Source organism: Candidatus Neomarinimicrobiota bacterium (assembly GCA_017656425.1).
Lineage (GTDB): Bacteria > Fidelibacterota > UBA2242 > UBA2242 > B5-G15 > JACDNV01.
This window is the reverse complement of sequence record JACDNV010000026.1, coordinates 1-22,665: the sequence shown is the minus strand read 5'-3', so window position 1 is coordinate 22,665 and position 22,665 is coordinate 1. Positions and strand designations below refer to the sequence as shown.

The 22,665-nt window shown below is 33.5% G+C and carries 18 protein-coding genes, 4 tRNA genes and 1 other RNA gene; 16 read left to right on the top strand and 7 right to left on the bottom strand.

All coding sequences use genetic code 11. From position 1 onward, the window contains the following. Positions 1–39: 39 nt before the first annotated feature. The 3 genes from H0Z29_11615 to H0Z29_11605 are packed head-to-tail and all read left to right on the top strand — an operon-like array spanning position 40 to position 1,224. Positions 40–246: a hypothetical protein gene (locus H0Z29_11615; protein ID MBO8132132.1), complete on the top strand. Its 207-nt coding sequence runs from the start codon at positions 40–42 to the stop codon at positions 244–246. Beyond that, the gene (locus H0Z29_11610; GenBank protein MBO8132131.1) at positions 203–778 is read left to right on the top strand and encodes a helix-turn-helix domain-containing protein; all 576 of its coding nucleotides are present in this window, start codon (positions 203–205) and stop codon (positions 776–778) included. The genes H0Z29_11615 and H0Z29_11610 overlap by 44 nt, the downstream gene beginning before the upstream one ends. Beyond that, the gene (locus tag H0Z29_11605) at positions 757–1,224 is read left to right on the top strand and encodes a DDE-type integrase/transposase/recombinase (protein ID MBO8132130.1); all 468 of its coding nucleotides are present in this window, start codon (positions 757–759) and stop codon (positions 1,222–1,224) included. The genes H0Z29_11610 and H0Z29_11605 overlap by 22 nt, the downstream gene beginning before the upstream one ends. 648 nt (positions 1,225–1,872) lie before the next feature. On the opposite strand, the gene H0Z29_11600 is transcribed toward H0Z29_11605, so the two are convergent. Beyond that, complete coding sequence (locus H0Z29_11600; protein MBO8132129.1) at positions 1,873–2,688, bottom strand: hypothetical protein; 816 nt, start codon at positions 2,686–2,688, stop codon at positions 1,873–1,875. A 696-nt stretch (positions 2,689–3,384) separates the two neighbouring features. Between H0Z29_11600 and H0Z29_11595 the strand changes: the two genes are divergently transcribed. Continuing rightward, the gene (locus tag H0Z29_11595) at positions 3,385–4,623 is read left to right on the top strand and encodes a glycosyltransferase family 4 protein (GenBank protein MBO8132128.1); all 1,239 of its coding nucleotides are present in this window, start codon (positions 3,385–3,387) and stop codon (positions 4,621–4,623) included. 2 nt (positions 4,624–4,625) lie between these two features. On the opposite strand, the gene ssrA is transcribed toward H0Z29_11595, so the two are convergent. The 5 genes from ssrA to H0Z29_11570 all read right to left on the bottom strand — a co-directional run bounded on the left by ssrA (position 4,626) and on the right by H0Z29_11570 (position 8,736). Then, positions 4,626–4,980: a transfer-messenger RNA gene (gene ssrA, locus H0Z29_11590) on the bottom strand. 80 nt (positions 4,981–5,060) lie between these two features. Continuing rightward, positions 5,061–5,774 carry a metallophosphoesterase gene (locus H0Z29_11585; protein ID MBO8132127.1) on the bottom strand — a complete coding sequence of 238 codons (714 nt, stop codon included), beginning with the start codon at positions 5,772–5,774 and terminating at the stop codon, positions 5,061–5,063. Positions 5,775–5,964: 190 nt separating this feature from the next. Beyond that, positions 5,965–6,201 carry a hypothetical protein gene (locus H0Z29_11580; protein ID MBO8132126.1) on the bottom strand — a complete coding sequence of 79 codons (237 nt, stop codon included), beginning with the start codon at positions 6,199–6,201 and terminating at the stop codon, positions 5,965–5,967. Between the two features lie 54 nt (positions 6,202–6,255). Beyond that, the gene (locus tag H0Z29_11575) at positions 6,256–6,882 is read right to left on the bottom strand and encodes a hypothetical protein (protein ID MBO8132125.1); all 627 of its coding nucleotides are present in this window, start codon (positions 6,880–6,882) and stop codon (positions 6,256–6,258) included. A 444-nt stretch (positions 6,883–7,326) separates the two neighbouring features. Further along, positions 7,327–8,736 (bottom strand): oligoendopeptidase F family protein, encoded by a 1,410-nt coding sequence (locus tag H0Z29_11570; protein ID MBO8132124.1) that lies wholly within the window; start codon positions 8,734–8,736, stop codon positions 7,327–7,329. Between the two features lie 132 nt (positions 8,737–8,868). Here H0Z29_11570 and H0Z29_11565 point away from each other — a divergent pair, with 132 nt between their 5' ends. After that, entirely contained in the window at positions 8,869–9,342 is a 474-nt protein-coding gene (locus H0Z29_11565; protein ID MBO8132123.1) for a cytidine/deoxycytidylate deaminase family protein, read from the top strand. Here H0Z29_11565 and H0Z29_11560 read toward each other — a convergent pair. Beyond that, the gene (locus H0Z29_11560) at positions 9,335–10,009 is read right to left on the bottom strand and encodes a phosphoglycolate phosphatase (GenBank protein ID MBO8132122.1); all 675 of its coding nucleotides are present in this window, start codon (positions 10,007–10,009) and stop codon (positions 9,335–9,337) included. The two genes, H0Z29_11565 and H0Z29_11560, sit on opposite strands and share 8 nt — an antisense overlap. Positions 10,010–10,572: 563 nt before the next feature. On the opposite strand from H0Z29_11560, the gene H0Z29_11555 reads away from it, so the two are divergent. The 11 genes from H0Z29_11555 to H0Z29_11505 all read left to right on the top strand — a co-directional run bounded on the left by H0Z29_11555 (position 10,573) and on the right by H0Z29_11505 (position 22,583). Then, complete coding sequence (locus H0Z29_11555) at positions 10,573–11,901, top strand: insulinase family protein (GenBank protein ID MBO8132121.1); 1,329 nt, start codon at positions 10,573–10,575, stop codon at positions 11,899–11,901. A gap of 2 nt (positions 11,902–11,903) precedes the next feature. Then, positions 11,904–13,415, top strand: a complete 1,512-nt coding sequence (locus H0Z29_11550) for an insulinase family protein (GenBank protein MBO8132120.1) — start codon at positions 11,904–11,906, stop codon at positions 13,413–13,415. Positions 13,416–13,424: 9 nt separating this feature from the next. Beyond that, on the top strand, positions 13,425–14,366 hold the full coding sequence (gene nadC / locus H0Z29_11545) for a carboxylating nicotinate-nucleotide diphosphorylase (GenBank protein MBO8132119.1): 942 nt from the start codon (positions 13,425–13,427) through the stop codon (positions 14,364–14,366). Between the two features lie 957 nt (positions 14,367–15,323). Next, entirely contained in the window at positions 15,324–16,226 is a 903-nt protein-coding gene (locus tag H0Z29_11540; protein ID MBO8132118.1) for a hypothetical protein, read from the top strand. Between the two features lie 23 nt (positions 16,227–16,249). Then, entirely contained in the window at positions 16,250–16,897 is a 648-nt protein-coding gene (locus H0Z29_11535) for a thiamine diphosphokinase (GenBank protein MBO8132117.1), read from the top strand. Positions 16,898–16,905: 8 nt separating this feature from the next. After that, positions 16,906–18,309, top strand: coding sequence for a sodium:solute symporter family protein (locus tag H0Z29_11530; protein MBO8132116.1), 1,404 nt, complete (start codon positions 16,906–16,908; stop codon positions 18,307–18,309). 209 nt (positions 18,310–18,518) lie between these two features. After that, the gene (locus H0Z29_11525; protein MBO8132115.1) at positions 18,519–21,638 is read left to right on the top strand and encodes a DUF4981 domain-containing protein; all 3,120 of its coding nucleotides are present in this window, start codon (positions 18,519–18,521) and stop codon (positions 21,636–21,638) included. 442 nt (positions 21,639–22,080) lie between these two features. Further along, a tRNA-Thr gene (locus tag H0Z29_11520) sits at positions 22,081–22,153 on the top strand. A 166-nt stretch (positions 22,154–22,319) separates the two neighbouring features. Next, positions 22,320–22,403: transfer RNA gene (locus tag H0Z29_11515), tRNA-Tyr, on the top strand. Between the two features lie 6 nt (positions 22,404–22,409). Continuing rightward, positions 22,410–22,480: transfer RNA gene (locus H0Z29_11510), tRNA-Gly, on the top strand. Between the two features lie 30 nt (positions 22,481–22,510). Further along, positions 22,511–22,583 (top strand) — tRNA-Thr (locus tag H0Z29_11505). The last annotated feature ends 82 nt before the right edge of the window (positions 22,584–22,665 follow it).

The following is a 22,665-nucleotide window of genomic DNA, read 5'->3' as shown; positions in this document are numbered from 1 at the left end:
TGTACAGTTCATTCACATGGTATACAGTTAAGGAGATTAATGGGGTTGATAGGGATAAGAGAGATTAAGAGGCTAACAGATGAGAGATTGATAGAGGTTAGAAGGATAGTAGAAGGAGATGGAGTAGGTTTGATAGAGGGGATTGAAGAAGAGGGCTCTCTCCGTGTAAGTTTTGATGGATATAAGAAGGAGGAGAGAGCCCATGGTAATAAGATATTGTCAACTGATAAAAGATATGAAAAATAGTTATAATTTGCACAGGGAAATGGTAGAGTCAGCTTTAAAGAATGGAGTAAGTAAGACAGCGAGGTTATTTGGAACGACAAGGAAGACAGTGTATAAGTGGTTAAATAGGTACAGGGAGGAGGGGTTACAAGGGCTTTTAGATAGGTCGAGGGCACCGAGGAGCAACCCAGGGAAGATACCTTTGGAGTTAGAGGAGAGGATACTGGAGATAAGGAGGGCTCATCCATATTTAGGTCCTTACAGAATCAAGGAAGAATTTAAAATTCCCTGCAGTACAGGAGCTATATACAGAGTTCTGAAACAGAATGGGCTAATAAGGAGACGTAAGAAGAAACATGTTGTTAAGAGGGATTTAAGAGAGGTAAAGAAGAGATTGAAGTTATTTGAGTTAATACAGATAGATACAAAAGAGTTATCCCATAGGGATCTCTATGAGAAAAGATATACCGAAGTATTATCCCTATCCCATAGGGATCTCTATGAGACTATATTTCATCATTTCCTGGATATATGTATACAGCAAGAGATGTGAGGACTGGTTTAGCTTTTGTGAGTTTCGCCAGAGAGAATACTTCAACAAATGCTTCTATTTTTGCAAAAGTTATATTGGAACACCTACAAAGTTGTGGAGTAAATCTCGAAGAGATTACAGTTCAGACTGACAATGGTAGTGAATTTGTAATTGTATACAACAGAAAGAATCCTGTTTCATCTATAAAGAGACTGAGTCCATTTGAGAAAATGCTGAAAAGATATAACGTATATCACTCAAGAATACCACCTGGACAAAAGACTTACAACAGCGATGTAGAGGCTTTCCATCGAATTATAGAAGATGAGTTCTTTGACATTGAGGATTATAAAGATAGCCTTGATCTTTTGTCTATCCTGTGGATCCCCATGGGAAATGCTATACATATATGGTTTACTTTAACACACTCAGAATTAACAGATATAAAGGAGGTGTTACTCCACTAAAAATAGCTTATGAAGCAGGTGGTAAAAGCAAAATTGATTATAACAAACTCATTAAATTTAAACCTGTAATACTTGATCTTTTCAGCTTAGATTATTGCAAAATGCCTTCTCAAAGTGTATACCATGTCCCTGAATCAGACAAAATTGATCGAACAGCTTTTTCTGCTGTGTGGATATAGAGTTAGCTTTTTTGTTTTAACTAATGTATAGAATTTTCATCTTTGCAATAAATTTCTACTACGATAATATTAATATTAATATTTAATCCATTATTTCAAACAACATGTCAGTCATTTTATCTTATATCATCTTTCAAGAGTTATCTTACGTGTACTCAAATCTTTTTATTTCTTAGGTGGACATAAAGTTACAGGTTGTATCATTACTTCTTAAGTCGAGCTTTCATGAACAACAACTGAAATAGAAAGAATAACAATGATGAAAAAAATGATGCAGTGACCGATTTTAAATAATTTCCTGGATAAATGAAAATTACACTCATAATGTTCATTAATATAAAAAATACAAAAGTTGATAATATTAATCTTTTCAACATATCAAATGGTCCTTGTATATTATATTTGTCACTTTGATAATTAAGTAGAAGACTCGTTTCTATCAAGTCTTCTACTTATTTTTAAATGAACTTTAAAAAAAATGATCCACAATTTGGTAAGCAGCATTAGAGATTGAGGCTGTTGCCGCTCCAGCACCTGCTCCAACCAATATGCCACTTGGACCTCCAGTTATTAATCCACCAACTGCACCTCCCAAAGCACCAGCAACATCGTATTTAACAACACCACGCCAATCAAACCAGCCAGCAGCTACTTTACCGAGTGTAACATCTTTGTCTGAAAGTAAATCTATCCATTCTTTTCCATGCGTATACCAATATTCCAAAGAATTCTGCATTACAGATGCGGCTATTAACACTACTGTTGCTAAACTATCGCCCAATTCAGTATATGCTTGCGCTCCAATCAAATTAAGTGAATCAGATATTAATTCAATAGGAATATCCATTTCAGAAACTTCATCTAATCTACGAAGGTAGAATTTTTGCCTATCTGAAAATCCACTGGTTTCTATCACCGAGTCTAAAGCCGAATCCCATGTTGAAGTAGCTTTGCAAAACGTTCTATTATGATATTTTGCGATATTAACTCCAAGATTTATAAAATAATCTACATCTGAGAATCCATGTAATTGGAGATAATTAGTGATTTGGATAATTGAAGCATCAAGAAAATTTTCCTTTGTCAATTCTATGGTTTTAAGATTATCATAAACATAGGCTAGTCCCTCATTATGTTGTTTGCCGACACAATTATAAGGGTTAGAGAATTCCTGTTGTTGAAAATCAGTTACTGAACTTTCATTTTCACAACCTATAATCCAAAGCATTGATACAATACCTATGAAAAGTATTGATAGTACTAAAACATTTTTGAAGTGCTTCATCTTTTTCTCCTCTCAATTTGATTTAATGAATTTTCTAATTATTTTTTGGTCTGACTGATAATAATCTCTTTTGAGATTATTTCTTGCCCTATCCGGAGTAGACACCCATTCATTTGCTCCGAGTTTATACTTTCTGAACTAATATAAAATATCTCTTCCTAATTCCTAATTGAAAGTTACTATTTGGAATAATTTCTTTTATTCACCCATATTTTTTATATGCTATTATATTATTATTAATTTAAACATCACCTTACAATTTTTTTAAATATAGGAACAAATTACTATGTTTAGCAAGTTTTTTTTATTTTCCTGATATTAGGGAAATTGAAGAGTTTAAGCAGAGAAATAATCAGGATATCTCCAACAATCAGCAAGTCCCTTCATTTTTCCCATTCACTAATCTGCTATGAAGCCCCAAATTCTGGATATTCACATAAATTTCCAAAACGATAACCTTGTATGAATAGATGAGAAACAGGTAAATAAAATTATGATTTTATTATTATCTTAGAAGGTATTAAACGAATATATAGAAATCTATGATAAATCAAAATGTAAAATATAAAATGCGGTACCTTTATCTATGCTTTATAATTTCAACAGAATTCTATTGCTTTGTACAATAAACTTCTTATATGTGCATAATAGTTGATTTTTGTTTATATTCCTTTTGGAAATTGTAGGGAGGATTCGATGAAGCAGGTTTTAATAATTCATTATACACTACCACCCGTTGTAGGGGGTGTTGAAACTTTACTTAAACCATTTTCAGAACTATTTGCAAAAAAAGGTTATCTGGTTACCCTTCTGGCAGGTGAGGGTAAAATAGAAGACCATAATATCAAAACGAGTATTGTCCCTGAATTTAGTCCCAACCACTCTGCAATACGGAATATTCAACGCGTATTGAAACTTGGGTCACTGCCAGAAAACTATGAATATCGATTATCACAGATTCAGCGTAAAGTTGAAGCTGAAATAGGAAACATACAAAATATTATTATTCATAATGTAATGACTATGCCCAATAATCTTATACTGACGGAAGCTTTATTTAATTTCATAGAGAAAAATCCAGGTAAAAAATTTTATATATGGGTGCATGACCTTGCATGGGCAATGGATGAGTATAGGAGTAGATTATATAACAGGCGTCCATGGGTTTTGCTAAAAGAGGCACTCACCAGTCCTAACATAAAGTATATAACTATATCTGAAGTAAGACGGAGACAAATGGTTGAAATAATGGGACTGAGTAAGAAAGATATAATTGTGGTTCCGAATATGATTGATTATGCAGACTTTTATAAATTCTGCGACGAAACACACGGAATACTGGAAAGAGTTGATATTAGAACAAGATTCCCTTTTATCGTATCTCCTGTCAGGTTTCTTGTTAGAAAAAACATTGAGAGATCTATAGAAATAATTGAATCAATTAAATTAACCTATCCAGATGTTATATTATTGATAACAGGTTTGGTAATTGATGACGATAGTGAAGAATATTACAGGGAAATAAAAAAATTAGTTAATAAGAAAGGTATGAATGAGAATGTTTTGTTTCTTAACGATTTGATGAAGGAGCTTAATATTTCCCCAGAAAAAAACAATATGATTGTTCGTGACTTATATTTTGCCGGTGACCTTGTCCTCATAACAAGTAAAGACGAAGGGTTTGGAATGACAATTCTTGAAGGTGGACTTGCAAGGATTCCTATTGCTTCAAGTGATTTGCAGGTTTTCAAAGAAATCACAAAAGATGGCGTAATTTATCTCCCTTTTAATGAAAGCCCTGTATATAATGCGAATCGAATTCTAAAGTTTTTAGAGCACAATCAAAATAGAATAAGTAATTTCCACGATAAAATAATAAGAAACTACAGTTTCGATTACTACTGGGAAAATTATTTATCATTTCTTTTTAGTTAAAATTGTGGAGGCGGAGGGAATCGAACCCTCGTCCGAGAAAGAGGTGGAATAAACCTCTACGTGCGTAGCCCATTGTTAAGTTTTCGCCTTTCCTTCATCAACGGGCAAATTCCGGAAAGGCTATTTCACCTGAAATTTCGCCCATTACCCGGCGAAAAAAGGCAATGGACTAGCCTGCTAAATGACGCCCTTTTCTGACCCGCAGGCAAGATCAGAAAGGACGGTTGCCTATAATTTAGGCAACAGCGTAGTTGTAGTTGGCACTTATCCAACCTCAGGTTTGTTTTACGTGGACTCCCGAGAAACCACGGCACGCCGTTTATTACACCTTCAATCCCGTCGAATCCATTCGCCCCCTCAAAGAGCTAAAGAATTTAATCATAATTAGAATAAATTCATAATGACACTGCTTTAAATGAAGTCAATTTATCTATGTTTCATTTTGCTTTAAAATTTATATTTATTATGATTATTTCAGAGTTGCTACCAGTTCTGATGTGTGGTCCCCAGACACCAGTACCACTTGAAATATAGAAATGGGTATTACCCTTTTTTAAATACCCCCAGCTTTTCTTGTAGACCAGACTTGTAATAAAATTAAATGGAAATATCTGTCCATGATGCGTATGTCCTGAGAGTTGTAGATCGATATTCAAGCTGGAGGCTTCATCTAATCCCGTGGGTGTATGATCCAATAAAATTATAGGTTTATGATTATCAATATATTTAACAATTTCAGATAATGGTTTTCTTGATATTCCCATTTGAGTAGATGCTCTATCATGTCTTCCAACTATGTAAAATTTATTATCAATCAGTTGTACATCATCAGTGAGAACGTTGATATTATTATTTTTAATGAAATCCATAGATCTTTTGAAACCGGCATAATATTCATGATTTCCGGGGCAGGTGTATATTCCGTATTTCGGCTTTAGATTTGTAATAGGTTTTAGGATATTGTCATCAATGTAGAAAATATCTTCATCAATCAAATCGCCAGCTATAAGAACTAAATCCGGGTCGTGTGTGTTTATCTCTTCTACTATTTTTTCAAGATGGGATTTTGAAACAGTTAGCCCCAGATGAAGATCACTCAAAAAAGCTATTTTCAGGCTGTTAATGCCTTTTATGTTTTTATATATATCCAATTTTAGATGCTTTACTTCTATTTGGAAGGCATTAAGGTAACCTAAAATAGTTATAAGTATTGCTGTTAATAATGGTGTAACATTGAAAAAGGTATTGTAAAACTTTAAATGTAGTTGTGTGAATGTGCTATTTGTTACTATTAAAAAAATAGTCTTATAACTTCAAATAAAATTAACATAAAAAAGACATTCACAAAAAAGCAATATAATGAACACCAACATAGGTAATTGGTCTTGATAGTAAGCCGGATATCGTCCTTTCTATTATTTTCCCTGCTGGATATGAGATTGCAAGGATTATTAAAATTATCAATATAGCAATATTTTGACCCGTAGTGTTATAAATTTTTTTAATGACGTAGTAATTGGCTAATGTAAAAATAATCAATGTAACAAGAATAAAAAAGATTAACTGGTATATTTTCATTTTTGATCTTTCTTACGCTTTAATATGCTTTTTAATCATAATACTAGGTTTATTTTACTGGTTTATTATTTTTCCTAACTCATCCATAGCCCAGTCCATAAATTCCATGGTCTTGTTGAATGGTTCATCGGAAGTCATGTCGACACCTGCTTTTTTGAGGAGATTTATTGGATAATCTGATCCACCTGATGAAAGGAAATTTATATATCTTTTGATAGATTCTTGATTTCCTTCTAAAATATCTTTTGACAGTGATATTGATGCGGTAAATGAAGTAGCGTATTGATATACATAATAGTTATAATAGAAATGTGGCACATAAGCCCATTCGTACTTTATATAATCAGGTACAAAACAAACTCCCATTTCATGACCATAGTATTTTCTTACAATTTTTTTATATAATGAGGATAAGACGTCTCCTGTAAGCTGACCGCCTTTTTCGGCTATTTTATGCATTTCAAGTTCGAATTCTGCAAATTGAGTTTGGCGAAAAAGAGTACCCTTCATACCATCAAGAAACTCCATTAGTAAATACAATTTTATATTGTCATCTGTAGCTTTTTGATATTGATCAAAGAAAAGTAAGATTTCATTTAAGGTGCTTGCTACTTCTGCTACAAATATTGGGTAATCGGCAGTGGAATACGGTTGGGTTTTATTGGAAAAATAACTATGCATTGTATGACTGGGCTCATGAGCAAGAGTACTTATGTCTTATATTCACGAAGTCGCTGAAGGCGATTTCCCGAAGGGCAAGATAGCCTTACGGCAATTGCAAAATGAAGATTGCAATGTGCAAAAGTCAAATTTATTTCTGTATACATTTTGAGTACAAAAGCCAAATCTGACAAAAGACGATTTTGCATTTTTCAATTTGCATTCTGCATTCTGCATTAAGCCTTTGCGCCTAACATCTTGTATTCACGAAGTCGCCGAAGGCGATTTCCCGAGGGGTAAGATAGCCTTACGGCAATTGAAAAATGAAGATTGCAAAATGCAAAAGTCAAATTTATTTCTGTATACATTTTGAGTACAAAAGCCAAATCTGACAAAAGACGATTTTGCATTTTTCAATTTGCATTCTGCATTCTGCATTAAGCCTTTGCGCCTAACATCTTGTATTCACGAAGTCGCCGAAGGCGATTTCCCGAGGGGTAAGATAGCCTTACGGCAATTGAAAAATGAAGATTGCAAAATGCAAAAGTCAAATTTATTTCTGTATACATTTTGAGTACAAAAGCCAAATCTGACAAAAGACGATTTTGCATTTTTCAATTTGCATTCTGCATTCTGCATTAAGCCTTTGCGCCTAACATCATTATATTGGCCCGTGTAATTAAGAAGGATATAGGGATGTACATCGTATGCACTACCATTGGAATAGGCACCTGAACGCTTCCCTTCTGTTGGATACACATCAATCCATCTCTCATTAAATGCCCTTTTAAGTGTTTGAATATATTCCCGTCCAAGAGGTTTTAAAGCATTCAGTACCATTTCTTTAGCTTCGTCATAATCAAACTCTGTATCTATGGATTTTACAGCGGGTACGTAAAGATCACTGTATTTAAGGGTGTCAAGTCCCAGTAATTTTTTATTTATTTTAAGGTATCTATGAAATCTATTGAGGTTTTTGTTAACATTTTCAATAAGTTTGAAATAAACCTCAGTCGATATATTATTTGGATCGAGTGCCAGTTCCAGCGTTGAATTGTAGTTTCTTACTTTTGTATAAAAAATGTGTGTTTTTACCAGTGCACCAAGGTCAGTCCCGTATGTCCGTTGAAATTTCCCAAGGGAAGAGAAGAATTCATGAAAAACCATCTCTCTATCTTTTATATTCTGAACTGTTCTGTATTTTTGATAACCTGCTTGATTGAGTTTTATTTTTTCACCGGTTGAAAGAGTAATCTCGGGATAGGGCAAATCAGCATTTGATAATACGCTAAAGATTGTATATGGTGAATTGGTAATTAGGTTAGATAGTGCTAATATTTTTTCCTCTTTCTCACTTAAAAGATGAGCTTTTTGCCTTTGTAAGTTCTCAAGGTAAAATCTATATTCTTCAAGTTCAGGTTCCTTATAGATAAATTTCTCAATCTTTTTCTTATCAATTTTGAGTATTTCTGGTTCTATAAATGAGGCTATTGATTTATATTCTGTATATAGTTGTAAAATTTCCTGTTTTTTAGCAAGATTTTCTGAGATTCTAATATCTTCATCTGATTTTAATGCGGCATAAGTATAGAATTTTGATAGATCTTTATCAATTTCACTATTCAGTTTTAAGCATTCTAATAAATACTTGGATGATTTTCCGAGTTTTCCTTTATATTTTGTTATGAGTGGAAATTTCTTTACAACCTCTTTTTTAGCTTTTATCCAGTCTTCTTCTGTTTTGTAAATATCTGTAATATTCCATCGGTACTTCTTAGGAATTTCTTGTCTATTATTGTATTGCTTGGCGTTTATATTTGCACATAAAATTAAAGAAATTGTCAAAAAGATAGGTGCAAGTTTTAAGACCTCCATCGATATTCCCCATTTAAAATTTTAGAAATCAGGGATGGAATTTATTATTTTCATTTGACTCATACAATTGTTGTATTATATTAATAAGGATGGTTTTATAAACGCTTTGTCTGATTTATCTGGGAGGGAAAAGTGACGGAGAGAAGAAAAAGTTGGGATGAGTATTTTCTTGATATAGCCGAAATGGTTGCGTCCCGGTCGACATGTTTCAGAAATAAAGTCGGAGCGGTAATTGTAAGGAATAAGGACATAATATCTACAGGATATAACGGAGCACCTACACATCAACAAAACTGCCTTGAGATTGGATTTTGCTATAGAGACAGACACAAAATAAAGTCGGGTACACAGCTTGAAAAGTGCCGGGCAGTGGGGTCTCATGCGGAGTCCAATGCAGTGGTTCTGGCAGCAAGGAATGGTCACAGCACTGCTGGTGCGACGATATATGTTGTTGGTCATACCTTTATTTGCAATCAGTGTAAAGCCATTATAGCTAATGCATTGATAGAAAAGGTTGTATTAAAAAATACAGATGGTGAGATTAAAGTAATTTATCCCGCAAGAGACTGGAGAGTGCATCCTGTGGATCAGGAGAATACTAAATAATATTCAGTATCTCTTTAAATTCGTCTATTATATAATCTGGATTATGCTTTTCAAGTTCCTCTTTCGGTTTTAACCCATAAGTGACAGCACACGTTTTGATACCAGCATTCTTCCCTGCAATAATATCGTTTTCACTATCTCCAACAATCATAGCTTTATCCACAGAGACGCTGAAATATTTTAAGATATTAAGTATCGGGTTAGGGTCAGGTTTCTTTGTTGTAAAAGAGTCACCCCCAAATATGAGATCAAAATAATCTTTAACTTTAAGAGCCTCCAGTATTTTTTTTGATAATCTTTCGTTTTTGTTTGAAAGAACAACCATCAATGTATCCATTAATTTCAATTTTTCTATCGTTTCCTTTACACAGGGGTATAATACTGTGGTATTGAGTAAATTCTTTTCGTAATTATCTACATAATGATTGTAGAATTTAGTTAATTCTTCTTCCTTCCATTCATGCTCAGAGTCATTATAAAGTGACTTACCAAATGCACGACTAACAAGTTTTTTTATTCCATCACCTATATATTGAATGGCAACTTTCTTATCCAATTCATTATATCCGAAATTTCTGAGAGTTTCATTGACGCTTTCTGCAATGTCATTGAATGAGTTTACAAGAGTTCCATCCAGGTCGAAGATTAGTAATTTTGTTTTATCCATCATACCTCCGGAAATAGCAGTAAAGATATAGTAAAATACTTATTATTCAAAGTTTTTAAGTTATATGGCAATATAAAAAGTTAATAATAATAATGAAGTAGTTTTTTAGAAATGGATAAGTGTATTGGCGAATGATAGTAGTGTTGGTTATACTGATAGGAGATTAATGTTTTCTTTTAGAAATGGTGTAGAATAATGAAGAAGTATAAAGGTGATAGTATATATAAAGAAATTTTAATATATATGATAGTGAATTTATCAAACATTTGTTAGAATAAATTTGTAAAAGATATTTATCAGCACATAAAAACTGGTAGTGCTTCTCAGGATTTTATGAAATCAGTTTTGATAGTTCAGATTTACCAGGGTGGATGTACTACAATATGTATCCATCATCATTCAGTAATTTTAGACAATAGATCGAAGATTCTTGCCAGAAAGGTATAACTTGGAAATATTTAATAAGCCAACTTTCAAGCGTTAGCTGTTCGTTTTATTTATTATAGCTTTAATTGCATAAAATATTTATCTTTCTCTGTATTTTGTTTAGGGGGAGTGGTATAATGAAAAATCCAATTTTAATAATTTTTATTGCTATGCTGACAATGATTATTTCTCGAAGTGTATATCCAGAAGTCTTTCCGTATAAATACTACGTTGATAAACTTGAAAATGGTCTGACCGTAGTAACTATTCCGATGGAATCTGAAGGATTAGTTGCATACTATTCAATAGTAAGAACCGGTAGCAGGGATGAATGGGAACCCGGCCATTCCGGTTTTGCTCACCTTTTTGAGCATATGATGTTCAGAGGAACGAAAAGGTATCCTGGTAATGTTTATGATAAAATTTTGACACAGATTGGTGCTGATGCAAATGCTTACACTACTGATGATTTTACTTGCTATCATTTAAAATTTAGCAATAAATATCTTAAAAAAGTAATTGACCTGGAGAGCGATAGATTCAAAAACCTTTCCTACACTGAAAATGTGTTCAAAACTGAGACAGGAGCTGTATATGGAGAATATCTAAAGGGTAGGATGAACCCATGGTTTTTATTAGAAGAGAAACTACATAGTCTTGCATTTGAGAAACATACATATAAACATACAACTATAGGTTTTGAAGAAGATATAAAGGCTATGCCAGGAATGTACGAATTCAGCCTATCATTTTTTAATAGATACTACCGCCCAGAAAATGTGGTTATAGTGATAGCGGGGGATGTCAAACGCGATATGGTGATAAAACTTATTAAAAAATATTATAGGGGTTGGGAGTCAGGGTATGTACCACCGAAAATTGAAACCGAACCTGAGCAAAGGGAAGAAAAGTATGGAGAGGTAAAATATAAAGGAAAAACTTTGCCCATACTTGCGATAGCTTATAAGGGGGATAGCTTTAAATCTGATGATAAACGATATGTAGCATCGCTGGTTATTGAGGAACTTGCTTTCGGTGAGAACAGTGACTTATACAAAACACTGTTTCTAAAAGAGCAGAAGGTTGAGTTTATCTATCCTGATTTTGGTATTAATCGAGATCCCTCTCTTTTTACGGTGTATACAATGATAAAATCAGAGGATGATATAGAATATGTAAAATCAGCAATTATCTCGGCTGTGGAGAAATTAAAGATTAATGTTTTGGATAAACAAAAAATTGAAGACGTTAAAAATCACATAAAGTATTCTTTTCTACAGAGCCTTGATTCGCCCGATCATGTTGCTGGTAGACTTGCAAGATTCATTGCGATAACGGGTGGTGTGGATTGTATAGATAGAATGTTCAATACCCTTGAAAAGATTGAACCAGAGGATATTAAAGAAGCGGCCGAATACTATTTTGATTCAGCAAAGAGGACAATTGTATTATTAAAGGGGGAGTGAAAATGATCTGGAATAAAATTTTGTTCAGTTTTTTATTAGTAATTGTTCCATTTATGATTTTTAATTGTAGTAAATCAGCAATTGAAAATAGTCAATTTGTAAAACTGCCTGTCAAATCTGATCCGACTATAAGTTTTCGAATTTGTTTCAATGCAGGTTTTCAATATGATCCGCCTGGTAAAGAGGGCCTTGCATATATTACAGCAAGAATGCTGACTGAGGGCTCTACTCTGGAAAATAGCTACGAAGAAATAATTGAGAAGCTTTACCCAATTGCCGCATCCTATGATGTACAAGTTGATGCGGAACAGGTTGTCATATATGGGCGTGTTCATAAGGATAACCTATATAAGTTTTATAAACTGTTAATTGAATCGCTTACAAAACCAGCTTTTAGAGAAGAGGACCTGGAAAGGGTTAGATCGAGTGTGCTAAATTACCTGGAGAATGTGCTGAAATATTCCAATGATGAGGAACTTGGTAAAGCAGTTCTTTATACGGAAATATTTAAGAATACAAAATACGGACATCTAAAAGAGGGAAGAATATCAAGTGTTAAAGCAATTACTGTAGCGGATGTTAAAAAATTTTACAAAAAATATTATACACAAAAAAATGTAATAGTAGGAATTGGTGGTAGATTCCCCGCATACCTCGTTGAAAATTTAAAAAAAGATTTGTCAGCCTTGCCTGTAGGTGAAAAAATATCTCCTCCAGAGATTAATCCAAAACTGATTAGTGGTTATGAAGTTGTTATAGTTGAGAAAAATACTGAAGCCACTGCAATCAGTATGGGTTATCCTATAGACATCATAAGAGGTCAGGACGATTGGTACGCACTGGCTTTGGCGAACTCATGGTTTGGGGAACACAGAAATTCTTCAAGTCACCTTTACCAGGTTATAAGGGAAGCAAGGGGATTAAATTATGGAGATTATAGCTATATAGAATATTTCCCAGAAGGTGGAAGAAGACAATTCCCTCCTCCTAATGTAGCTAGAAGAAAACAGATTTTTGAAATATGGATTAGACCTGTACCAAATGAAGCGAAAGTCTTTGCTCTAAGAGCAGCCATTCGGGAGCTTGTAAGACTTGTGGATAACGGAATGACCAGAGAAGATTTTAAAATAACAAAAAATTTCCTATACTCCTATATTCTAAACTATGCTCCTACGACAATGCTGAAGCTTGGATATGCTATTGATGATAAATTTTATGGAATTGAAGATGGACATTTGAAAAAATTTAAAAAAAGGTTATCAGAAGTTACTCTTGATGAAGTGAATAATGTAATAAAAAAATATCTGCAGTATGATAATATGAAAATTATATTTGTAACGAGTAATGCTGAGGAGTTGAAAAATATACTTGTAGAGGATAGACCTACCCCAATTTCCTACAGGACACCGAAACAAAAAGAGATTCTTGAGGAGGATAAAATAATTGCAAGCTTTCCTTTAAGAATAAAGCACGAAAATATTAAAATTGTAAAACCCGAGGATCTTTTCCAATAAGAGCTAATTATGGACAGGAAAAATCTGGTAAAAAAAGTATTTGATAGGAGCAATGAGCTCCGGATCGATGTGAGTCGGTATGAAAGGTATCTTGTTAAGCTCTTTGATTTTTTACTTGAGCATGATAAATACCAGAGCGATTCTTCTATTTTCCCTTCAAATATTTATAATAGGAAAGTTGAGGCATCAATCATAGCAAAAAGTGATGGTGTTGTATCCTGCACGGAAGAGGTAAAATTTTTACTTAATACGAAAAGCATTGATGTAAAATTAATGAAGAAGGATGGCGAAAAGATTGGTCGAGGTAATCTTGTATTTGAAATTTCAGGGAAAGCTAAGGATATCCTTGGAGTTGAAAGAACTATATTGAATATTTTCCAGAGAGTTTGTGGAATTTCTACTGATACTCACTTATTGGTAGAAAAAATTAAAAAGTTTGACACTATGATTGCAGCGACAAGAAAAACATTACTGGGAAATATTGAAAAGAAAGCAGTATCAGTAGCGGGAGGCTTGACGCATCGTTTAAATTTGTATGACTCGGCTATGCTTAAAGACAATCATCTAAAAATTTTAAGCATTAGTGAAGATGAAAAGAATCTGGAACTTGCGATAAAAGAGATACTGGTTAAAAATGACGAGTTGGGATTTGTGGAAGTTGAAGTAAAAACGCCGGTAGAGTTCAATAAAGTTATGAAAATTGCCACAGCAATCTCTCAAAGGATACCATTTGCTATAATGTTTGACCACTTTAAACCCGATTTAATTTTTAATATTATAGAAGATGTAAAGAAATCTCCTGATGTTTACTCGAAAATTTTTTTCGAGGCATCAGGAAATATCAATGAAAATAATATTGTCGAATATGCAGAAAGTGGTGTGGATGTTGTTTCTACTGGATATATTACCCATTCGGCAAAATCACTTGATTTTACACTGTTAATAAACTAAGGCATAAATTAAACTTTCTTCATAATGAAGTTAAATTGTCTTGGCTACAGTGCTACAACCTATGAATGTAAATCAATCGGTCTCTTCTGAATGTATCCAGATTTCTTTAGAAAAAGGAAGATGGGTAGGAATATGGGAAAAGAGGAGTTCCTGAGAATATTTTAGGAAGAAATATCTACAATGGGTTTAAGCACTTATTAGAGTTAAGCATAGTTGTGTTTCCTGAAAGAACTCTTAATGTTTCTACTTTAGAAAAAATATTTTGGGGGAGCATATAAAAGGATAAAAGAGACTAGAACTACCATGACAGGGTAACATTCTATTGAGGGTGGCGAAGTAAAATACGAAATTACGGTATACAGTGTAATTGAACTCAATAAAATTCCCATTAATAAAATACCCATAGATAATTGTTTAATAATGTTATGCAAACCTACAGGAACTACACACTGGTGACGGCATTAGAAAGAGGAGATTAAAAGGTAAAGATAAAGAAAATCTAATGGATGTTACGATATATTTTAATAATATAACTCAGAGATTTTCTCAGATTATTCTAAGTCGTCATATTCGGATGTATCCAATTTTGGTATTATGAGTCATCCTATTGAAATGCTGCCTAAAAATAAGTAATATACAAAGAAATGGTATAATTGAATCCTGATAATAGGAAAGTATAGTTTAAGTTTGCAGAAATGGGTATGGTATCCTTAGGAAGTAGACGAAAATTTAAATTCTATAATGATAATTCTGATATGTTAATTTATCGGATATAAGAACTTATCCTGTTTGATATACAGATATCTGGAGAGTTATTTTTACAATTTCGTATGAATATTCGAATTGACTGTAAGATAAATTGAATAAAGCGAATAAATTTGAGGTTAGAATTGTAGGAAGGACAGGTGGTTTAAATAAGTATAATAATTACAAATATAGAAATAATAGATAAAATGAATGCCAAATTATAAAAAGGAATTCAGAAAAATAGCTAGGAGGTTAACTTTAGCCGATCTTCAATTCGGATTTGAGGATGAGAAGATAACAATGGAGTCCATTCTGGATGATAGCGGTAGAATAAAAGCAGATACAAGACTATTTCTGGGACTGTTTACTGAAAAGGGAATAAAGAGGGTGCTTGATGAATTTGGTATTACAAAGGTTCTGGAAAGAAAAGGACTAAAGAATCTCCGAATATGCATAGATACTTCTGACCCATTTTTGAATAAACTATTTATTTATTTTGATGGGAAAAAAGATTGTGATCATTGTATCTGTGAACTCGTAGTGAAGAAGGACGTTACAATACCAAGTAGAGTATTGCCGATAAAACTTGAGAACAATACTCTGAATTTTCTTCATATAGAATGGTTGCTTCTGCAGGATCCTACAAAAAGTTTTTCACCCGCGAAGCCTGCATTACCTGGGCAACGTTTCCCAGGGCTCGGGCTTGGTGACATGCTGATGGAATTATTGATACTTCTCGGGAAAAGATTATCTTTTGATGGTATTTCAAATAAACCTGCTCATTTCTACACAGCATATATGTTTACTCGCGTGTTTTATTTTGTAAATTCTAAACATCAGGCGTTAATAGAGGCTGCAAAAAGACAACTTCTACCAAAATACACATTCTTTCAACTTGCATGGGCTTTTTATTACGGTTGTGTAATAAATAAAAAAACTTATGAAATAATAAACTGGGAGCCAGATTGGTTGATATTACCTCTGTCAAAGGTAGTGTTAAAGTATTTCAATTCCCAACAATATAAAAGTAAAGTAAAAGAGCATATCAAAAATTTTCAACTTGAGATAGATATGAATAAATTGAGCGATAAATTGAAAGAGAAAAGTTCATAAATCTACAGTTTATGAGGTGAAAATTGGTAAGATTACCTGGGGATATATTTACTAAATTTGCATTATTAATTGGTAATTCTGAACCGGATATAAATGAGATTAAAAAATATAACTATAGGGCAAAGTATAGAATAGCAGTTGACGGTGGTGCAAATGTGTTGAGCAAAATAGAAATTAAACCGGAAATTGTGGTAGGTGATTTTGACTCTATCAAGAGAGAAATGCTCCATAAATTAAAGGACTCTGGAGTTGAGATAATTCATGAACCGATGCAGGATAATAATGATCTTGAAAAGGCGTTCAATCATATTCCGGATGGAGTGAATAATATTATAATGATTGGTTTTCTCGGTAAGAGACTTGATCATACGCTGGCAAATTTGTTTGTATCAAAAAAATTTATTGAAAAATATAAAATTTTAATTTCAGATAGACTACAGGATGTGTATGTCTTATCCCCACGTTGTTATGAAGTAGATACCAAAAAAGAGCAATTGATATCACTATTTACTTTTGATAGAGCAGAAAAATTGACTTTAAAAGGGTTTAAATATAATCTTGAGAATTGCGATCTTTTACCATCATCACTTGGGTTGAGCAATATAAGTTTAAACGATAAAGTTATTATTGAATTTACCAGAGGGAGTTTAATCTTAATCTTAAACAAATAGATCGGGAAATGGAAAAGATAGAATTAAGCATCTGGGATTTTAGTGTAATAGTTTTATACTTTGTGATTCTGGGTTACATAGGAATAAAAAGTGGCAAAAAAACTAGAAATGATGCAGAAGATTACCTCCTTGCCAGCAGGAAGCTGACACTACCAGCTTTTGTAGCAACTCTTGTGTCAACTTGGTATGGAGGGATACTTGGCATTGGTGAATTTATATATAATTATGGCATTCTAAATTGGTTTGCAATGGGATTGCCATACTATATATTTGCTATAATTTTTGCATTTTTCCTGGCTGGTAGAATAAGGAATAAGAACCAGTTTACCATACCTGATTTACTTTATAATGAGTATGGTAAGGTACCCGGTTTGATAGGAAGCGTGCTGGTTTTTATATTGGTAACACCAGCGCCATATTATCTTATGATAGGCTATATTTTGTCAGTTATTCTGGGATTACCGTTCTGGATTTCATTTTTTATTGGAGCCATTGCTTCGACTTTCTATCTGTTTCGAGGAGGATTCAAATCTGTTGTCAGTACAGATATACTCCAGTTTATTTTGATGTTTCTGGGATTCTTAATACTCTTTTCCATATGTGTTATTAAGTTAGGTGGATTTGAGTATTTAAAAGGGAATCTTCCAGATACACATCTTGAACCCCTTGGAGGACAAAGATTTTCATTTCTGGTTGTTTGGTTCTTTATTGCTATGTGGACTATTGTTGACCCTGCTTTTTATCAGAGATGTTATTCTGCCATTAATCAAAAAACAGCTAAAAATGGAATGCTTGTCTCTGTATTATTCTGGATGATATTTGATTTTTTGACATTATCAGTAGGTTTATATGCCAGAGCTAATCTTGAAGGAATAAATCCAACACTTTCTTTTATAATTCTGTCTGATAAGTTATTGCCACCTTTTTTAAAAGGATTATTTTTTGTGGCAATTTTTGCAACGATTATGTCTACAATGGACTCATTATCTTTTTTATCATCAATGACTTTTGCAAGAGATATAATATGGCGTAATTCCAAGAATTCAGATGAGAGCAAAGTGAACAACTATACAAGGTTTGGAATTATTTTAACAATTGGACTCTCAACAGTACTTGTAATGTTTTTTCCATCTGTTGTAAGTATCTGGTACGTTGTAGGCTCAATTGTGATACCATCGCTACTGGTGTCTGTTCTCGATGCTATTTTTGATAGGAAATTGTTAAATACAAAAACATCTGGTTTAATTCTTGTTATTCCTTTTATAGCAAATCTTTTCTGGATTGTTTATGGTTATGCTAATGCTTCAAATGGAAGCCCCTCTTATCTATTCGGTGTTGAACCATTCTTTGTGGGTATTGTCCTTGCGGGTATAATTATTGTGATTAACATTTTAGTACAAAAGAGAACTTAATATATGATGATAATGTCTTTAACCGGTTGCAATCCTTTTAATAAAAAGAAATTAATTTGGTTAATTTTATTAAAGTGTCGGGAATCCCAATAGAAACATATTACCCACTTTGATAGCTGGAGAGTGTGTGATTTGTAAAAAATAGCGCTATTTGCTATATTAATAATTATGCAAACGTTTTTAATCCTGCCAAAAACTACGAGGGTAAGATGAAAAGAATAGCTAATTTACCAGTGTTATTTTTAATTAGTATGTTCATAAAAATTTATTCTCAATCTTTCACTGAATGGAAAGATCCAAAAATATGCAGCGTGAACAAACAATCGCCACATTCCTGGTTTATTCCCTATGAAACCATTGAGAAAGCAAGAATAGGGAATCCAACAAATTCTAAATTTTATAAACTTCTAAATGGCAAATGGAAATTTAAACTTTACAGTCACCCAGATTCTGTTCCTATGGATTTTTATAGAATTGATTATAATGATCGAAATTGGGACTATATAAATGTTCCTGCAAACTGGCAGATGGAAGGTTATGATTATCCAATTTACGTTAATATAAAGTATCCCTTTGGAGAGCCTGATCCACCATTTATTCATAGCAGATATAATCCAACGGGATTGTATCGTCACGAATTTGAAATACCAGAAGGTTGGAATGGAAGGAAAGTATTTATAGTATTTGGTGCAGTAAAAACTGCCTTTTACCTTTGGATAAATGGGAAGTTTGTTGGATATAGTGAGGATAGTAAGACACCGGCAGAGTTTAATATTTCCTCGTTTATAAATCCTGGCAGGAATAAGCTTGCAATGATGGTGTTACGATGGTGTGATGCAAGTTATTTAGAAGATCAGGATTTCTGGAGGCTGAGTGGAATTGAAAGAGATGTTTTTCTACTATCAACTCCTCTTGATCGAATAAAGGATTTTAGAGTGGCATCAACATTGGATGAAGATTATACCGATGGAATCTTTGATCTCTCAATACAGCTTGAAACAGGAGGCGATAATCAGGAAGGATTATCAGTTGTTACAAGAGTACTTTCAGAGGGTTTGAAACTGTTTGAAGAAAAGTCAGTTCCGGGGGGAAATCTTACTGTAAATGTTCATCATACAATTAAGAATGTGAAAAAGTGGAGTGCAGAAACACCTAATCTATATGGTCTTGAAATAGAGCTATATAAAAATGGCAAACTTATACAGGCTGTGGCCCAAAAAATAGGTTTTAGAACGGTGGAAATAAAAAATGGTCAGTTAATGGTAAACGGTAGACCATTGTACATTCGAGGGGTAAATCTACACGAGCACCATCCTACAACGGGGCACGTAGTAGATAAAGAAACAAGAAAGAAGGATATAGAATTGATGAAGTTACATAATATAAATACAGTTCGTACATCTCATTATCCTCAGGATCCATATTTTTATGATCTATGTGATAAATACGGAATTTATGTAATAGATGAAGCTAACATCGAATCTCATGGGATAGGCTACTCACCAGATAAAACACTTGCTAACAAACCCGAATGGCTTAATGCACACATCTACAGAACTAAAAATATGGTTCATAGGGATAAAAATCATCCCTGTGTAATAATATGGTCCTTAGGAAATGAAGCCGGAAATGGCTATAATACACATCAAACGTATCTATGGATAAAGTCATATGATAAGACAAGGCCTGTTCAATATGAAAGAGCAGGTTTGGAATTTAATACCGATATATATTGTCCGATGTATGCCTCAATAGAGAGGCTTGAATATTATGCTATTCATTACAAGGACAGGCCACTTATTATGTGTGAATATGCTCATGCAATGGGTAATAGTGTTGGAAATCTTCAAGATTACTGGAATGCAATTTATAAATATGATCGGCTTCAAGGTGGGTGCATCTGGGATTGGGTTGATCAGGGATTGTTGAAAGTGACTGAAGATGGAAGAGAATATTATGCTTATGGTGGTGACTTTGGACCGCCAGATGTTCCTTCTGACGGCAATTTTTGTATAAATGGATTAGTAATGCCTAATAGAACACCTCACCCATCTCTGTATGAAGTGAAGAAAGTATATCAACCTGTTTACTTTGAAGAAGCAAATCTACTTCAGGGTAGGATTGTGGTAAAAAATTATAATAGTTTTACAAACCTATCTAAATATGATTTCCAATTTAAGATTGAAGGAAATGGGAAGACCATATACAAGAGTAGCAAATTTAAAATTGCCTTGGAACCTTTGAAATCAAAAACTATATGGTTAAAAATACCGAATATCAGGATAAAACCCAACTGTGAGTACTTTTTAAAAATTGAGGCCATCCAATCTAATAAAAACGGATTAATCCCTGCAGGACATATTGTAGCAGAAGAACAATTCAATCTCCCGATGTATAAGATTGAACCTGAGCAAAAAGTTGTAAGTGGGAAAATCAATGTCACACAAAATAGAAGTTCATTAACTCTTATAGGGAATAAATTTGCTATATCATTTGATAAGAATTCAGGGCTAATAAATTCTCTAAAAGTTAATAATAATGAGTTACTCTTAATGCCCTTGGAACCGTATTTCTGGCGTGCTCCCACTGATAATGATTTTGGCAATGGAATGCAATTACGTTGCAAAGTGTGGAAAGATGCCCATAAAAAGCTTATTTTAAAAAATATTGAGTGGGAAAAACTTGATGATGGAATTGTAAAAGTAACCACGGATCATTATATAAATATTGGAAATGATTATCCAATCAGGTATTTCAGACCCACATCAATATCGATTAGTTACCATATATATAATGATGGGAGTATCAAAATAAATTCAAAATTCAGATTATATGATAAGGATTTACCAGAGATACCTCGGATTGGTTTTAGGACTAGGCTTCCAAGGAAGTTTAGTAAACTTACATATTTTGGGAGAGGACCCCATGAAAATTATTGTGATAGGAAAACTTCGGCTTTTATTGGTTTGTATACTCTCATGGTTTCTGAGTTGTACTATCCCTATGTAAGACCTCAGGAAAATGGATACAGGACTGATATAAGATGGGCAGAGCTTTCTGGTTTTGATAAAATAAAAATACTTATAAAGGGAGACCCTTTATTTTCAACTTCTGTATTACCGTTTGCAACAGAGGATCTTGATGAAGGTGATAAAAAGAAAAACAGACATACCGTAGACTTAGTTGAAAAAGACTTTATCGAATGGCATATCGATCTTAAACAGATGGGAGTAGGAGGCGATAATAGCTGGGGTGCCAGACCACATGATGAATATATGATATATCCGGGATGCTATGAATTTAGCTTTTTAATAAAAATTTTATTTTAGGAAAAAATAAAAAAGTTTTCTTCATTACTATAAATTTGAGAAAATATCAGGGATGCGTATAAAGAGCGTTAAGATGGGTTTTTATGGAGGCGGTAGATAATCAATAATAAAAAAGGCTATTTCGAGTGGTAATTGCAAGGGAAAGGGTAAATAGTTGGGATTAATAGTACGGAACAAAAAATTGAAACTGTAGTTAATTTTTCGGAGTTTAATCGTAGAAATCTGGGAATTATGTTTACAGAGGTGAAGAATAGTAGGGAATTTATAAGAAAAGAGATAGTTCTGAAGAATAGAAAAGTAAAAGAAGTTTTTTGAAGCTTGCTGATTGTTTTATAATGTATTTTAAATAAGGGTATAAATTAAAGTTTAATATAAGTTTAAAAAATTTATATTGATATAAGATTAAAAATATTTTAATTTTCTTTGCTTTTTAAAATGGGTTGCCACCATAGCTCAGTTGGTAGAGCAGTCGCCTTGTAAGCGACGGGGCGCGGGTTCGAGTCCTGCTGGTGGCTCAGTAAGAAGCTAAGATGGTATTTGAAAATTAGATATTTGGTCACCAATACCTGCCTGAATGGGTAATTGGGAGAGAGCACCTGAGTGCTTTCGTTAAATAGAGCCGTTTATAATATGAAAAGTAATAGTTTTAACTATATATACAGATTATTCATAGAAAAAAGTGGGTCGGTGGCCGAGTGGACAATGGCAGCAGACTGTAAATCTGCCGGCGTAATGCCTACGGTGGTTCGAATCCATCCCGGCCCACGCTTTGCGGGTGTAGCTTAGTGGTAAAGCCCTGGCCTTCCAAGCCAGTGACGAGGGTTCGATTCCCTTCACCCGCTCCTTGATATTTGTAATTAAGAGTGATTTCTGCCCACGTAGCTCAGTTGGTAGAGCACATCCTTGGTAAGGATGAGGTCACCAGTTCAATTCTGGTCGTGGGCTCGGCATTTGAAAGCTGAAAAGAATTTATAAAGAAGGAGAGGAGCGATGTCGAAGGAGCAATTTAAGAGGACGAAGCCGCACG

Excerpts from the sequence above, each read along its gene's own strand:
- H0Z29_11615 (MBO8132132.1), top strand. The coding sequence starts at position 40 with ATGGGGTTGATAGGGATAAGAGAGATTAAGAGGCTAACAGATGAGAGA.
- H0Z29_11610 (MBO8132131.1), top strand. The coding sequence starts at position 203 with ATGGTAATAAGATATTGTCAACTGATAAAAGATATGAAAAATAGTTAT.
- H0Z29_11605 (MBO8132130.1), top strand. The coding sequence starts at position 757 with ATGTATACAGCAAGAGATGTGAGGACTGGTTTAGCTTTTGTGAGTTTC.
- H0Z29_11600 (MBO8132129.1), bottom strand. The coding sequence starts at position 2,688 with ATGAAGCACTTCAAAAATGTTTTAGTACTATCAATACTTTTCATAGGT.
- H0Z29_11595 (MBO8132128.1), top strand. The coding sequence starts at position 3,385 with ATGAAGCAGGTTTTAATAATTCATTATACACTACCACCCGTTGTAGGG.
- H0Z29_11580 (MBO8132126.1), bottom strand. The coding sequence starts at position 6,201 with ATGAAAATATACCAGTTAATCTTTTTTATTCTTGTTACATTGATTATT.
- H0Z29_11575 (MBO8132125.1), bottom strand. The coding sequence starts at position 6,882 with ATGCATAGTTATTTTTCCAATAAAACCCAACCGTATTCCACTGCCGAT.
- H0Z29_11570 (MBO8132124.1), bottom strand. The coding sequence starts at position 8,736 with ATGGAGGTCTTAAAACTTGCACCTATCTTTTTGACAATTTCTTTAATT.
- H0Z29_11560 (MBO8132122.1), bottom strand. The coding sequence starts at position 10,009 with ATGGATAAAACAAAATTACTAATCTTCGACCTGGATGGAACTCTTGTA.
- H0Z29_11555 (MBO8132121.1), top strand. The coding sequence starts at position 10,573 with ATGAAAAATCCAATTTTAATAATTTTTATTGCTATGCTGACAATGATT.
- H0Z29_11550 (MBO8132120.1), top strand. The coding sequence starts at position 11,904 with ATGATCTGGAATAAAATTTTGTTCAGTTTTTTATTAGTAATTGTTCCA.
- nadC (MBO8132119.1), top strand. The coding sequence starts at position 13,425 with ATGGACAGGAAAAATCTGGTAAAAAAAGTATTTGATAGGAGCAATGAG.
- H0Z29_11540 (MBO8132118.1), top strand. The coding sequence starts at position 15,324 with ATGCCAAATTATAAAAAGGAATTCAGAAAAATAGCTAGGAGGTTAACT.
- H0Z29_11530 (MBO8132116.1), top strand. The coding sequence starts at position 16,906 with ATGGAAAAGATAGAATTAAGCATCTGGGATTTTAGTGTAATAGTTTTA.
- H0Z29_11525 (MBO8132115.1), top strand. The coding sequence starts at position 18,519 with ATGAAAAGAATAGCTAATTTACCAGTGTTATTTTTAATTAGTATGTTC.